Origin of the sequence: Alcanivorax hongdengensis A-11-3 (assembly GCF_000300995.1) — a bacterium.
Classification (GTDB): domain Bacteria; phylum Pseudomonadota; class Gammaproteobacteria; order Pseudomonadales; family Alcanivoracaceae; genus Alcanivorax; species Alcanivorax hongdengensis.
This window is the reverse complement of the sequence record NZ_AMRJ01000007.1, coordinates 1-13,394: the sequence shown is the minus strand read 5'-3', so window position 1 is coordinate 13,394 and position 13,394 is coordinate 1. Positions and strand designations below refer to the sequence as shown.

General features: G+C 60.5%; 12 protein-coding genes. 6 read left to right on the top strand and 6 right to left on the bottom strand.

Going from position 1 to position 13,394, the window contains the following annotated elements; genetic code table 11:
- Nucleotide 1 precedes the first annotated feature (1 nt).
- The 5 genes from A11A3_RS06310 to sdhC all read right to left on the bottom strand — a co-directional run bounded on the left by A11A3_RS06310 (nucleotide 2) and on the right by sdhC (nucleotide 6,404).
- A complete protein-coding gene (locus A11A3_RS06310) occupies nucleotides 2-2,836 on the bottom strand; it encodes a 2-oxoglutarate dehydrogenase E1 component (protein WP_008928442.1) in 2,835 nt (944 codons plus the stop codon).
- A 318-nt stretch (nucleotides 2,837-3,154) separates the two neighbouring features.
- Nucleotides 3,155-3,871, bottom strand: coding sequence for a succinate dehydrogenase iron-sulfur subunit (locus A11A3_RS06305; protein ID WP_008928441.1), 717 nt, complete (start codon nucleotides 3,869-3,871; stop codon nucleotides 3,155-3,157).
- A 14-nt stretch (nucleotides 3,872-3,885) separates the two neighbouring features.
- Entirely contained in the window at nucleotides 3,886-5,661 is a 1,776-nt protein-coding gene (sdhA, locus tag A11A3_RS06300) for a succinate dehydrogenase flavoprotein subunit (RefSeq protein ID WP_008928440.1), read from the bottom strand.
- A gap of 3 nt (nucleotides 5,662-5,664) precedes the next feature.
- A complete protein-coding gene (gene sdhD, locus A11A3_RS06295) occupies nucleotides 5,665-6,036 on the bottom strand; it encodes a succinate dehydrogenase, hydrophobic membrane anchor protein (protein ID WP_008928439.1) in 372 nt (123 codons plus the stop codon).
- Complete coding sequence (sdhC, locus tag A11A3_RS06290; protein WP_008928438.1) at nucleotides 6,030-6,404, bottom strand: succinate dehydrogenase, cytochrome b556 subunit; 375 nt, start codon at nucleotides 6,402-6,404, stop codon at nucleotides 6,030-6,032. Before sdhC ends, sdhD begins: the two co-directional genes overlap by 7 nt.
- A gap of 446 nt (nucleotides 6,405-6,850) precedes the next feature.
- Here sdhC and gltA point away from each other — a divergent pair, with 446 nt between their 5' ends.
- From gltA to A11A3_RS06275, 3 genes are all read left to right on the top strand, one after another.
- Nucleotides 6,851-8,134, top strand: coding sequence for a citrate synthase (gene gltA, locus A11A3_RS06285; RefSeq protein ID WP_008928437.1), 1,284 nt, complete (start codon nucleotides 6,851-6,853; stop codon nucleotides 8,132-8,134).
- 159 nt (nucleotides 8,135-8,293) lie between these two features.
- Nucleotides 8,294-9,370, top strand: coding sequence for an SMP-30/gluconolactonase/LRE family protein (locus A11A3_RS06280; RefSeq protein ID WP_008928436.1), 1,077 nt, complete (start codon nucleotides 8,294-8,296; stop codon nucleotides 9,368-9,370).
- The gene (locus A11A3_RS06275) at nucleotides 9,367-10,236 is read left to right on the top strand and encodes an NAD(P)-dependent oxidoreductase (RefSeq protein WP_008928435.1); all 870 of its coding nucleotides are present in this window, start codon (nucleotides 9,367-9,369) and stop codon (nucleotides 10,234-10,236) included. Before A11A3_RS06280 ends, A11A3_RS06275 begins: the two co-directional genes overlap by 4 nt.
- Here A11A3_RS06275 and A11A3_RS06270 read toward each other — a convergent pair.
- Entirely contained in the window at nucleotides 10,229-11,236 is a 1,008-nt protein-coding gene (locus A11A3_RS06270) for an amidohydrolase family protein (RefSeq protein WP_051011757.1), read from the bottom strand. The two genes, A11A3_RS06275 and A11A3_RS06270, sit on opposite strands and share 8 nt — an antisense overlap.
- A 155-nt stretch (nucleotides 11,237-11,391) precedes the next feature.
- Between A11A3_RS06270 and A11A3_RS06265 the strand changes: the two genes are divergently transcribed.
- Genes A11A3_RS06265 through A11A3_RS06255 form a run of 3 tightly spaced genes read left to right on the top strand, consistent with a single transcriptional unit; the run spans nucleotide 11,392 to nucleotide 13,299 of the window.
- A complete protein-coding gene (locus A11A3_RS06265) occupies nucleotides 11,392-11,799 on the top strand; it encodes an MbcA/ParS/Xre antitoxin family protein (protein ID WP_008928433.1) in 408 nt (135 codons plus the stop codon).
- Nucleotides 11,790-12,485: an RES family NAD+ phosphorylase gene (locus A11A3_RS06260; RefSeq protein ID WP_008928432.1), complete on the top strand. Its 696-nt coding sequence runs from the start codon at nucleotides 11,790-11,792 to the stop codon at nucleotides 12,483-12,485. The genes A11A3_RS06265 and A11A3_RS06260 overlap by 10 nt, the downstream gene beginning before the upstream one ends.
- 58 nt (nucleotides 12,486-12,543) lie before the next feature.
- Nucleotides 12,544-13,299, top strand: a complete 756-nt coding sequence (locus tag A11A3_RS06255; protein ID WP_008928431.1) for a TIGR01458 family HAD-type hydrolase — start codon at nucleotides 12,544-12,546, stop codon at nucleotides 13,297-13,299.
- Nucleotides 13,300-13,394 lie beyond the last annotated feature (95 nt).

Sequence of the window (13,394 nt, the reverse complement as noted above, 5' to 3'; positions counted from 1 at the left end):
ATTACTTGATCTCGAAGGCGTCCTGTACCAGACGCTGCTGCTGTTCCACATGCAGGGACATGGAGCCGGCGGCCGGCGCCGCTGCCATATCCCGCCCGGCGTAGTGCACCTGGGCGACCCCCACCTTGTAGGCCACGCGGTACATGTGGTGCAGTGAGCAGTACCAGGCCCCCTGGTTCATGGGCTCTTCCTGACACCACACCAGATGCTTCAGGTTCGGATAGGTGGAGAGGACCTCTTCCAGCTTGTTTTCCGGGAATGGATAAAGCTGCTCCACACGGACCAGGGCGGTGTTGTCCAGGCCATCGTTGTCGCGCTTCTCCAGCAGGTCGTAGTAGACCTTGCCGGAACACATCACCACCCGGTTGACCTTGTCCTTGTCCAGATCTGCCAGATCGTCGAGCACCGTGTGGAAGCGGCCATGGGCCAGATCTTCCAGCGACGATACCGCCTTCTTGTGACGCAGCAGACTCTTGGGACTCATTACCACCAGCGGCTTGCGCAGCGGGCGCACCGCCTGACGGCGCAGCAGGTGAAAAATCTGTGCCGGGGTGCTGGGCACGCACACCTGCATGTTGTGCTCGGCGCACAATTGCAGGAAGCGCTCCAGCCGTGCGGAGGAGTGTTCCGGCCCCTGCCCTTCATAGCCGTGGGGCAACAACATGGTGAGCCCGCACAGGCGCCCCCACTTGGCTTCCCCGGAGGAAATGAACTGGTCGATCACCACCTGGGCGCCATTGGCAAAATCGCCGAACTGGGCTTCCCAGATGATCAGGGTTTTCGGCGAGGTGGTGGCGTAGCCGTATTCGAAACCGACCACCGCTTCCTCGGAGAGCAGCGAGTCGTAAATATCGAAACGCGGCTGCTCCTCATAGAGATGCTGCAACGGCACATACTGGCTGCCATCCTTCTGATTGTGCAGCACCGCATGACGGTGGGAGAAGGTGCCTCGGCCACAATCCTGGCCGGTCAGGCGCACCGGGAAACCCTGATCAATCAGGCTGGCATAGGCCATGGTTTCGCCATAGCCCCAGTTAATCGGCAGCGCACCGGCGGTCATCTTGCGGCGGTCCTCGACGATCTTTTTCACCTGCCGCTGCAACACCACTCCTTCAGGCGGTGTCTCCAGACGGGTGGCCAGGTCCTGCAGTTTCTTCAGCGGGTAGCCGGTATCCCAATCATCCTCCACCTGGTGACCGATGTAGGGTGACCAGTCCACGAACAGGGCCTTGTTGGGCTCGCGCACCAGGGATTTCACCACATGGTTGCCGGCGTCCAGCATGTCACGGTAACTATCCACCGTTTTCTGGGCTTCCTGCTCGCTCAACACCCCCTCGTTAATCAACCGCTCGGCATAGATGGTGCGAGTGGTGGGGTGGCTCTTGATCTTCTTGTACATCAACGGCTGGGTGGAAGACGGTTCATCCGCCTCGTTATGACCCAGGCGCCGGTAGCAGATCAGGTCGATGACCACGTCCTTCTTGAACTGCATGCGGTAATCCACCGCCAGCTGGGTGACGAAGTAGACCGCTTCCGGATCGTCCGCGTTAACGTGGAAAATCGGCGCCTGTACCATCTTGGCCACGTCGGTGCAGTATTCCGTGGAACGCGCATCATCACGGCGACTGGTGGTGAAACCCACCTGGTTGTTGATGATGATGTGCAGGGTACCGCCGGTCTTGAAACCGCGGGTCTGCGACATCTGGAAGGTTTCCATGACCACGCCCTGGCCAGCAAAGGCGGCATCACCGTGGATCAGGATCGGCACCACCTGGTCACCGCCAAAATCATCACGGCGATCCTGCCGGGCCCGTACGGAGCCTTCCACCACTGGCGAGACAATCTCCAGGTGCGACGGGTTGAAGGCCATGGCCAGGTGCACTTCACCGCCGGAGGTCTGCACGTTGGACGAGAAGCCCTGGTGATACTTCACATCCCCGGAGCCGCTCTCGTTGAAACTCTTGCCGTCGAATTCCTCGAACAGGTCCCGTGGGCTCTTGCCCAGGGTATTGACCAGCACATTCAGTCGGCCACGGTGGGCCATGCCGATCACCAGCTCCTTGCTGCCGTAGCTGCCCACCCGCTGGATCATTTCGTCCATCAGGGGGATCAGCGATTCGCCCCCTTCCAGGCCGAAACGTTTGGTGCCGGGATACTTGCTGCCCAGGTACTTTTCCAGGCCCTCGGCGGCGGACAACCGTTCGTGAATATGCTTCTTGATATCGTTGCCGTACTGGGGGTGGCAACGCACACTTTCCATGCGTTGTTGCAGCCAGCGCTTTTCGGCGGTGTTGACGATGTGCATGTACTCGGCGCCGACACTGGAACAATAGGTCGCCTGCAGACAGTCAACGATATCGCGCAGCGTGGTTTCCGGCTTGCCGATAAAGAGGTTGCCGGTCTGGAATACGGTATCCAGATCCGCCGGGCTGAGGCCATGGTGCGCCAGCTCCAGATCCGGCACATCCTCACGCTCCATCAACCCCAGGGGGTCCAGCCGGGCCACCTGGTGGCCCCGGTTACGGTAGGCGGCAATCAGGTGCAGAACACGGACCTGGCGGCGTTCGTGTTCGGTGCTGACGGCACCGGCGCCGAACTTCTGCACCCGGGAGCGGTTCTTGGCCTGCAGCAGAAAATACTCGCGCACGGCCGCATGGGGCACATCGGATTCGACGGCGCTGTCAACGCTGGGAAGCTTTTCAAAATAGGCGCGCCAGTCTTCCGGCACGGAATTGGGATCGGTCAGGTAGGATTCATACAGTTCATCGACATAGGCGGCGTTGGCACCCCCTATGTGGGAGGACTGCCATTGGCGCTGCATGGAACTGTCTTGCATTTCGCTCGTTCCTTGGACGGGGAAATCCGCATGCTTGTGGCCATCAGCCAACCACAAGGATGACTCTGTTCCCGTACGCTCGAATTTTCCGAAGCCACGCCTTTTAAGCGTGACTCCACCCTGCTTGGCAGTGGGGGATTACCCCGCTGCTCGCGTCTAGTGTAGTCCTTTTATCCGACATTTGTTAGACGCAACAATCATAAACTAACTTACTAATTACCCGGCAATTGGCAAAACGTCGTATGGACAGTAAAAAACGACATTCCGTTGCATCCAGAAACAAAAAAGGCGGCCATACGGCCGCCTTTTTCATTCGGGTCAGATGCCCCGTTCCAGCAACATGGAACGGATATGGCCAATGGCCCGGGTTGGGTTGAGCCCTTTCGGACACACGCTGACACAGTTCATGATGCCGTGGCAGCGGAACAGACTGAAGGGGTCATCCAGACGGGACAGACGCTCTTCGGTGGCCTCGTCACGGCTGTCCGCCAGGAAGCGGTAGCTCTGCAACAGCGCCGCCGGACCCAGGAACTTGTCCGGGTTCCACCAGAAGCTCGGGCAGCTGGTGGAGCAGCAGGCACACAGAATGCATTCGTACAGACCGTCCAGCTTGGCACGATCTTCCGGCGTCTGCAGACGCTCGATGGCCGGCGCCGGCGTGTTGTTCTGCAGGTACGGCTGCACTTTCTCGTACTGGTTGTAGAACATGCCCATGTCCACCACCAGGTCGCGAATCACCGGCAGGCCCGGCAGCGGGCGCAGGATCAGCGGCTTCTTGCCTTCCAGCACACCCGGTGCCACCTGGGACAGCGGAGTGATACAGGCCAGACCATTCTTACCGTTCATGTTCATGCCATCAGAGCCACACACACCCTCACGGCAGGAGCGACGGTAGGCCAGGGACTGATCCTGCTCTTTTACCAGAGCCAGGATGTCCAGAACCATGAGGTCTTTACCCTGGGTATCGACCTCATACTCCTTCATGCTCGGCTCGCGGTCCGTTTCCGGATTGTAGCGATAGATACTAACTTTCATCGTATTACTCTCCGTTAGTAGGTCCGAGCCTTGGGCTGGAAGGTGTCGACAGTCTTCGGCTTGAAGTTCACGTCACGCTTGCCCAGCTTCTTGGCTTTCGGGTCGAAGATGGAGTGGCACAGCCAGTTCTCATCGTCACGATCCGGGTAGTCGTAACGGGAGTGGGCGCCACGGCTCTCGGTACGACCTTCGGCAGCAATGGCAGTCGCTTCCGCCACTTCCAGCAGGTTGTCCAGCTCCAGCGCCTCGATGCGCGCGGTGTTGAACGGCTTGCTCTTGTCTTCCAGGTGGGCCTTGGCGATACGCTCACGCAGATCAGCCAGCTTGGCCACACCTTCCGCCATCAGGTCGCCCTTGCGGAATACGCCAAAGTGGTTCTGCATCACGCTCTGCAGCTCCTTGCGAAGCGCAGGAACGGACTCACCACCGGTGGACTCATCCCAGCGACGTACGCGGGCCAGAGCCTGGTCGATGTTGGCATCGGTGGGCTCGTACTGAGTCATACCCTGGCGCAGCTGGTCTTCAATGAACAGACCCGCGGCACGACCGAATACCACCAGATCCAGCAGCGAGTTACCACCCAGACGGTTGGCACCGTGTACGGATACACAGGCTACTTCACCCACCGCGAAGAGGCCGTTAACGAACTGGTCTTCGCCTTCATGGCCGCCGGACAGCTTGATGGCCTGGCCGTGAACGTTGGTGGGAATACCGCCCATCATGTAGTGACAGGTGGGTACAACCGGGATCGGCTCTTTCACCGGATCGGTCTGCGCGAAGGTAATCGCCAGTTCACAGATGCCCGGCAGGCGGCTGTGCAGTACTTCTTCACCCAGGTGGTCCAGTTTCAGGAATACGTGGTCGCCATCCGGGCCGGCACCACGGCCGTCCAGGATTTCCATCATCATGGAACGGGCAACAACGTCACGGGAGGCCAGATCTTTGGCGTTCGGCGCGTAACGCTCCATGAAGCGCTCGCCGTCCTTGTTGATCAGGTAGCCACCCTCACCCCGGCACCCTTCGGTTACCAGTACACCGGCGCCGGCGATGCCGGTGGGGTGGAACTGCCACATCTCGATGTCCTGCACCGGCAGGCCGGCACGCAGGGCCATGCCCACGCCGTCACCGGTGTTGATCAGGGCATTGGTGGTGGAGGCGTAGATACGGCCAGAACCACCGGTGGCAAATACGGTTGCCTTGGCCTTGAAGAACACGGTTTCACCGGACTCGATGTCGATGGCGATCACACCACAGACATTGCCGTCGTCGTCTTTCACCAGATCCGCGGCATACCATTCGTTGTAGAACTGGGTGCCGTTTTTCAGGTTCTGCTGGTAAAGAGTGTGCAGCAGGGCATGGCCGGTACGGTCAGCGGCCGCACAGGTACGGGCCGCCTGGCCACCTTCACCGAAGTTCTTGGACTGACCACCGAACGGACGCTGGTAGATGCGGCCTTCCTCGGTACGGGAAAACGGCAGCCCCATGTGGTCCAGCTCGAACACCGCTTCCGGACCCACATTACACATGTATTCGATGGCGTCCTGGTCACCAATGTAATCGGACCCCTTGACGGTGTCGTACATGTGCCAGCGCCAGTCATCATTGGGATCGGCGGAGGCGATCGCACAGGTGATACCGCCCTGGGCGGATACCGTGTGCGAGCGGGTCGGGAATACCTTGGAAATCAGCGCGGTCTTGAAACCGGACTGGGCCATCTGCAGGGAGGCGCGCATACCCGCGCCGCCGCCACCAACAACGATGGCATCAAAAGTAATAGTACGAATGGACATGGATTACGCCCCTCCCCAGATCATTACCAGACCCCACAGCACATAAATCACCAGCAGCAGGGCAATTACCATCTGTGCCACCAGGCGCACGCCGGTGGCGGCCTTGCCGAATGTCAGGCCGGTCAGGTAGTCGGTGGTCACGCCCCACAGGCCAATCCAGGTGTGAGCCGCAACCGACAACACCAGCAGGGTGTTGGCAATCTGCATGGCCACACAGCTCATCAGGGCTTTCCAGGTGCCGTAATCCAGATCACCGGCGGTGATCAGGTAGCCGAGCATACCAATCAGGTAAACACCGATAATGACGGCAGACACACGTTGAATGAGCCAGTCATACAGGCCGTTACGGCCCAGGCTCGTTACACTGGTTACCATATCCAGCCTCCTACCAGCAGAATCAGTACAGCAGAGATAATGAAGACCAGCTTGGCGCCGCGACGGCCGCCTTCCAGGGTTTCACCGGTGCCGGTATCCATGATCAGGTGACGGATGCCCGCCACCAGGTGGTAAAGCAGAACGGCCAAAATGGCCCATACCACCAGTTTCGCCAGCGGGGAGGTCATCAGGTCTTTCAGGTCCGCAAAGCTCTCGGGAGACGCCAGGGAGCGATCCAGCATCCACAGCAGAATCGGCAGGGCCAGAAAAATGGCCACACCGGTTACACGGTGGGTAATGGACGCAATGGCAGTGACCGGGAACTTGATCGTTGACAGATCGAGGTTAACGGGTCGCTTATCGTTCACGGTAGCCTACTTATTGCCGGGCCCCAGGTATCAGGGCGGTTGTCGGGAACTTGGCCGGGCCGGCGGGTTCCAACTGCCATACAACCGTCAGGCAGCTCGGGACTCATCGGTCAGCCTGGGCCGGGGTGGGCCCATTTACCGGGCGGCAGTATATCGCCGCGACTTATTCAAAACAAACGCTCCGGGTGACAATTGTTGTGCATCCCGGGTCTAACGCGTTGATTTACAATGACGCACTCAATGTGAACGCTGTGAAAATGTCCTGCACCACAGTGAGGCAAAAGCCTAACCGGACTGTAACAGGCTGTTTACCCTACAAAAGTATGATCAGTCATATCAGCCTTGCGCGTTGACAAAGGTGTGTCAAAACTTTAACGTCCCCCGCGCTTTGGAGGACCTTCCTTACCTTGAGGAACGTTCCCTCGTCCGCCAATGGAGAAACTCCCATGACCGAGAAGAAAGCCACTCTCAAGGTAGATGGCAAGGAACTTGATCTGCCGATCTACACCCCGACCCTGGGCCGCGACGTTATCGACGTGTCCAAACTGGTAGCAAACGGTGTCTTCACTTTTGACCCGGGCTTCACCTCCACCGCCTCCTGTGAATCCAAGATCACCTTTATCGACGGCGAAGTAGGCAAGCTGCTGCACCGTGGCTACTCCATCGAGGAGCTGGCCGCCAAGTCCGACTACCTGGAAGTGTGCTACACCCTGCTCTACGGTGAGCTGCCCACCAGCGAACAGAAGGAACAGTTCGTCAGCACCATCAAGAACCACACCATGGTGCACGAGCAGATCCGCAACTTCTTCAACGGTTTCCGCCGTGATGCCCACCCCATGGCCATCATGTGTGGCGTGGTTGGCGCCCTGTCCGCCTTCTACCACGACTCCCTGGACATCAATAACCCGCAGCACCGGGAAATCACCGCGTATCGCCTGATCGCCAAGATGCCCACCATCGCGGCCATGTGCTACAAGTACGCGCTGGGCCAGCCCTTCATGTACCCGCGTAACGACCTGGGCTATGCAGAAAACTTCCTGCACATGATGTTCGGCAACCCCTGTGAAGAGTCCAACATCAGCCCGACCCTGGCCAAGGCCATGGACCGCATCTTCATCCTGCACGCCGACCACGAGCAGAATGCGTCCACTTCCACCGTGCGTCTGGCCGGCTCCTCCGGTGCCAACCCGTTCGCCTGTATCGCCGCCGGCATCTCCGCCCTGTGGGGCCCGGCCCATGGCGGTGCCAACGAGGCCGTGCTGAACATGCTCGATGAAATCGGTTCCATCGATAACATCGACACCTACATTGCCAAGGCCAAGGACAAGAACGATCCGTTCAAGCTGATGGGCTTCGGTCACCGCGTCTACAAGAACTACGACCCGCGTGCCACCGTGATGCGCGAATCCTGCCACGAAGTACTGGCCGAGCTGGGCGTCAACGACCCCAAGCTGGAACTGGCCATGAAACTGGAAGAAATCGCCCTGAACGACCCCTACTTCAAGGACAAGAAGCTGTTCCCGAACGTGGACTTCTACTCCGGCATCATCCTCAAGGCGATCGGTATCCCGACCTCCATGTTTACCGTGATCTTTGCCCTGTCCCGTACCGTGGGCTGGATCGCGCACTGGAACGAGATGATCTCCAACCCGTACAAGATTGGTCGTCCGCGCCAGCTGTACACCGGCGAAGCCGAGCGCGAATTCGTGCCGGTCAACGAGCGCAAATAAGCGCCCGTTGCGTCGAAAGAAAAGCCGCCTCCGGGCGGCTTTTTTTATGCCCCGGACCCCCAAATACCGTGCATGATGCTCTATCGGCCCGCTGCATTTGCGCAACACGCATTGGCCATGCAAGCATCAGCACTCCATTAGCCGACACCGACACGCACAATGAAAAAAATCATCGCGCTATCGATTCTCGTCGCCCTTGTGGCCTATCTGCTGTTCTGGCCGGTCCCCATTGAGCCGGTAGCCTGGCAGGCCCCCAAGGCGCCGGCACTGGAAGGCGACTACGCCGTCAACCAGAAGCTGGCCAAGGCCCGCATTCTCGCCCAGGGCTCCGGCACCGGGCCGGAAGATGTGGCCATCGATGACAACGGCAATCTCTATGTGGGCTATGAGGATGGTCGCCTGGTGCGCCTGGATGCCGACGGCACCCATCCGGACCTGATCACCAATACCCACGGGCGCCCGCTGGGGCTGGACTTTGCGCCCGATGGCACCCTGGTGGTGGCCGATGGCTACAAGGGGCTGCTGCGCGTCAATGTGCAGTCCGGCGCCAGCCAAGTGCTCACCAACAGCGCCGACAACACCCCCTTCGGTTTCACCGATGATGTGGATGTGGCCAGTGACGGGCGCATCTATTTCTCCGATGCCTCCAGCAAGTTCGGCCCGGCCATGAAAGGCCGCGATGACATCATCGAGCATGCCGGCCACGGCCGCCTGCTGCGCTTCGATCCGGCCACCGGCACCACCGAGGTCCTGCTCGATGGCCTGCAGTTTGCCAACGGTATTGCCCTGTCAGAGAACGAGGATTTTGTGCTGGTCAACGAAACCGGCAGCTACCGTATCAGCCGCTACTGGCTCAAGGGCGACAAGGCCGGCAGCCACGATATCTTCATCGACAATCTGCCCGGCATTCCCGACGGCGTCTCCGCCAATGGTCAGGGCACCTTCTGGCTGGCCCTGTTCAGCCCGCGCAATGCCGCCCTGGATGCCATGGCCGACAAACCCCTGTTGCGCAAGGTGGCCTATCGCCTGCCGGAATTCCTGCAGCCCCAGCCCGTGCACCACGGTTTCGTGCTTGGCCTGGACGAGCAAGGCCAGGTCATCGCCAACCTGCAGGATGACAGCAAGGGCGCCTTCTCGCCGATCACCAGCGCCGAGCAGAAAGACGGCATTCTCTACCTGGGCAGCCTCACCGAAGACCGGCTGGCCGCCTACCCACTGACAGAGAGCACACCATGAGTACCCGGGTGGCCTTTATCGGACTAGGCACTATGGGCTACCCCATGGCCGGGCACCTGGCCCGCGCTGGCCTGACCGTCACCGTCTACAACCGCACCACAAACCGGGCGCAGCAGTGGCTGGCGGACTTCCCGGGCCAGCAGGCCGCCACCCCGCAAGAGGCCGCACACGACGCGGATCTGGTGTGCCTGTGTGTGGGCAACGATGACGACCTTCGCCAGGTTACCCTCGGCGATCGCGGCGCCCTGCAAAGCCTGAAACCCGGCGCCGTGCTGGTTGACCACACCACCGCCAGTGCCGCCATGGCCCGGGAGCTGGCCCAGGCATGCAAAGACCGCGGCAGTCACTTCATCGATGCTCCGGTTTCCGGCGGTCAGCAAGGCGCGGAGAACGGCCAGCTATCGATCATGTGTGGCGGTGAAGAGGCGGTATTCGAGCGCATCAACCCGGTGCTTGCCCACTACGGCAAGGCCATCAGCCTGATGGGACCAGCCGGCAGCGGGCAGCTCGCCAAGATGGTCAATCAGATCTGCGTGGCCGGGCTGGTGGAAGCGCTGGCTGAAGGGGTGGCCTTTGCCGAAAACGCCGGCCTGGATGCGCAGAAAGTGTTTGCCGTTATCAGCCAGGGAGCCGCCGGCTCCTGGCAGATGGTCAACCGCCACCAGAGCATGCTGGATGATCATTATGACCACGGTTTCGCGGTGGACTGGATGCGCAAGGACCTGGATATCTGTCTGGCGGAAGCCGTGCGTAACGGCACTCCCCTGCCGGTGACCCGCCAGGTGAACGACTTCTACCGCGAAATCCAGGCCATGGGCGGCGGGCGCTGGGATACCTCCAGCCTGTTACGACGGCTGCTCAAGTAGCGTCCGGCCTTGCCCCCTTTTCGGGCACCAGCGCCCGGGCATTGTCCCGGGCCAGCTTGATTGCCACCTTTTGGGGCAGAGCATCGAGCAGCGGCTCATAGGCCGATAGCACCCGGCCCTCATGGTCGAAGTGCCCGACCAGGTCCGTGCCCAGGGTAAAACGGTCGGGAAAATCCTTTATCAACGCCAGCCACTCGGCATCCGGTTCGCCGTCATCCAGTAGATAGTGCTCCCGCACACTCCAGGACAGATCCACGGACAGGTTGTCATGCTGGCTCAGCAGCGCCCGAATGATCGGTGCCAGCGTCGGCAGGGGTGGTTGCTGGTCCTCCACACCGCCACTGGTGCCGGCATGGGCCAGCACAAAGCGGGTATCCGGATTTTCACTCAGCGCCTCTTCCAGTTCCGGCAGGTAGATCGGAGTTTCCTCGCGCAGCGAAGTGAGATTGCTGTGCAGCAGTACCGGCAGATGGTAACGGGCCGCCAGCCGATACACTTTCATCAGGGCCGGGTGGTTGGCCCGCGGCGTTTCCCCGCGGGTCAGCCCGGTGAGCTGGTCATGGCGGGTGAGAATCTCACCAATCCCCCGCCAAAATCCCGGATACCGGGCAATCAGGCGCTCCACCTGGTCGGCGGCATGCATGTCCGTCGGGTTGATGCCGCTGATGAAGGGGATCAGCCGCTGTTGCTGCTTCTCCGGCAGGCTCAGCACCGCCTGCGCCACCACATCATCAGTGGCACTGTAGTAATACAGCGGTGCCTCATCGCCCAGATAGTAGCGTGGCCGGCGTGGCGCATCGGACTGCCATTTCTTGATGACCGGCAGTCCGAACAGCCAGGCCTGCTGCACATCCGCCCGGTCCAGGGCTCGCATCAACGCTTTCGGACCCTCGCTTTGCTGCATGAAATCCACGTAATGCAGGTGGGCATCGGTCCAGATGTACTGCCTGGCCCAGACGGTACTGCTCACTATCATCAACGTCATTGCCAACCATCGCATTGCGGCGTCCTGTCACTGCCGGCCGGAAGTGGCCATAGTGGCTGACAGGTGAGCGCATCAGCGGTTCATTGCAAACGGAATCTCTTACAAATTTTATCCACAAATGGACATTTTCAATATTAATGCCCTATTATGGACAAAAAGGAGGATCACACATGCAACCGGCAACCGCTCCACAAACCGCCCCCCTGGACGACAGCGCCCGCCATGCGGCCCTGACGGCGGTGCTGCGTCTGCTGGAGCACTGGCAGTGCAACGAAAAGGAAAAAATGGCGCTACTGGGTGTCAGCCGTTCCACCCTGCACAAGTACCAGGGTCAGCCGGACAGCGCCCGGGTGGGTAATGATCTGCTGGAGCGTCTGAGCTACCTGCTCAATATCCACCAGGCCTTGCGGACCCTGTTCGGCAACCCGGACAACGTCTACGGCTTTGTGCGCATGGCCAATCACAACCCGTTCTTCAACGGGGCCAGCCCCATGGACATCATGAGCAACGGCCGGGTGGCCAGTCTCTACGAGGTCCACCGCCAACTGGACAGTCTGCGAGGCGGACAATGGGGCTGACGCCGGCCGCCCTGCCCACTCGCCACTGCCATCGACAACCGGCCTATCGGCTGGTCAACGGCAAATATCCGCCCATCCACATTTTCGATGATGTGGCCGACCAGGCCGATTTCGAGGCGCTCTACGCCGTTCAGGCGCTGACCAACCCCCGCCTGCAGACCCTGGTGGGGGATCTCAACCGGGTCCCGGAGGCGCGCCGCCCCTGGGGTATTGCCGGCTGCAACTATGCACTGGGGCCCTTTGTGCACGTTAATCCCGCCGGTTCGCGTTTTTCTGACGGCCAGTTTGGTGTCTATTACTGCGCCGACAGCATGAACACCGCCATCGCCGAGACCCGTTATCACCAGCAACGTTATTTTCAGCAGGTAAAAGGCCTGAAATACGACCGTATCGTCATGCGCGGGCTGAAAACCCGCTTCAGCGCCACCTTGCGTGACCTCTACCCGGCCAGCGCCTTTCCGGACCTGCACCATACCAGCGACTACAGTGCCCCCAGGGCCCTGGGGGAACAGCTACTCAAGAATGACGAACACGGCGTTCATTACGAATCGGTGCGGGCCCCCAGCGGCCATTGCTATGCCCTGCTCTCCCCGCACCTGATCGAACAGGTGCTACCCACCCGTCATTACGAGTACGTCTGGGACGGTGAACGCATCGCCCACATACTGACCATTCACACCCTGTAGCCAGCCCGGCACCAAGCCCCTATGCTGAAAGCCAGTCTGGCTGCCAGGGAGAATGGCCATGCACCTCAAGGCAGTGTGCCTGGATCTGTCCGGCGTGCTTTACCAGGGCCCCCGCCTGTTGCCTGATGCCCGTGAAAGCATTGCGCAGTTGCGCCGCGCCGGCCTGCCCCTGCGCTTTGTCACCAACACCTCCCAACGCAGCCGCCATCAGATCCTGGTCGATCTGGAAACCCTCGGGCTGGCCGTGGAGCCAGAGGAACTGTTCACAGCCCCGCAGGCCGCCCATCAGTGGCTCAAGCAGCATGGTTATCGACCGCTGTGCCTGATTCACCCCAACCTGAAAAAGGAATTCAGCGGCCTGCCCCAGCAAGCACCGAATGCCGTATTGATGGGCGACGCCGGCAAGGGGTTTACCTATGCTCACCTGGATCAGGCCTTCCGACTGCTGCATGACGGCGCGCCATTGGTCGCCATGGGCGACAACCGCTATTACCAGCTGGACGACGGCCTGCACCTGGATGCCGGCCCTTTTGTTCGCGCACTGGAATATGCCGCCGACTGCCAGGCCATCATCACCGGCAAGCCCTCCGCCACCTTTTTCCAGCAAGTCATCACCAGCCTTGAGTGTGACGCCGGCGAAGTGCTGATGGTGGGCGACGACGCCGCCAGTGACGTCCAGGGCGCTCTGAACGCCGGCTTGCAGGGCGCCCTGGTGAAAACCGGCAAATATCGCCCCGGCGACGAGACACGGATTGACGGGCATTACTGGCTGGAGGACGGCATTGCTGCGGTGGTCAGGCGGGTGTTGGCGTAGTGGCGGGATTTGCGGGGTTGGCCTGGTGAGGCAACGATAGATGCCGGAGAAGTGGCGCCTCCCTCAGAGGTGAAACCACAAATAAAAAAGCCCCA

Excerpts from the sequence above, each read along its gene's own strand:
- A11A3_RS06310 (WP_008928442.1), bottom strand. The coding sequence starts at position 2,836 with ATGCAAGACAGTTCCATGCAGCGCCAATGGCAGTCCTCCCACATAGGG.
- A11A3_RS06305 (WP_008928441.1), bottom strand. The coding sequence starts at position 3,871 with ATGAAAGTTAGTATCTATCGCTACAATCCGGAAACGGACCGCGAGCCG.
- sdhA (WP_008928440.1), bottom strand. The coding sequence starts at position 5,661 with ATGTCCATTCGTACTATTACTTTTGATGCCATCGTTGTTGGTGGCGGC.
- sdhD (WP_008928439.1), bottom strand. The coding sequence starts at position 6,036 with ATGGTAACCAGTGTAACGAGCCTGGGCCGTAACGGCCTGTATGACTGG.
- gltA (WP_008928437.1), top strand. The coding sequence starts at position 6,851 with ATGACCGAGAAGAAAGCCACTCTCAAGGTAGATGGCAAGGAACTTGAT.
- A11A3_RS06280 (WP_008928436.1), top strand. The coding sequence starts at position 8,294 with ATGAAAAAAATCATCGCGCTATCGATTCTCGTCGCCCTTGTGGCCTAT.
- A11A3_RS06275 (WP_008928435.1), top strand. The coding sequence starts at position 9,367 with ATGAGTACCCGGGTGGCCTTTATCGGACTAGGCACTATGGGCTACCCC.
- A11A3_RS06270 (WP_051011757.1), bottom strand. The coding sequence starts at position 11,236 with ATGCGATGGTTGGCAATGACGTTGATGATAGTGAGCAGTACCGTCTGG.
- A11A3_RS06265 (WP_008928433.1), top strand. The coding sequence starts at position 11,392 with ATGCAACCGGCAACCGCTCCACAAACCGCCCCCCTGGACGACAGCGCC.
- A11A3_RS06260 (WP_008928432.1), top strand. The coding sequence starts at position 11,790 with ATGGGGCTGACGCCGGCCGCCCTGCCCACTCGCCACTGCCATCGACAA.
- A11A3_RS06255 (WP_008928431.1), top strand. The coding sequence starts at position 12,544 with ATGCACCTCAAGGCAGTGTGCCTGGATCTGTCCGGCGTGCTTTACCAG.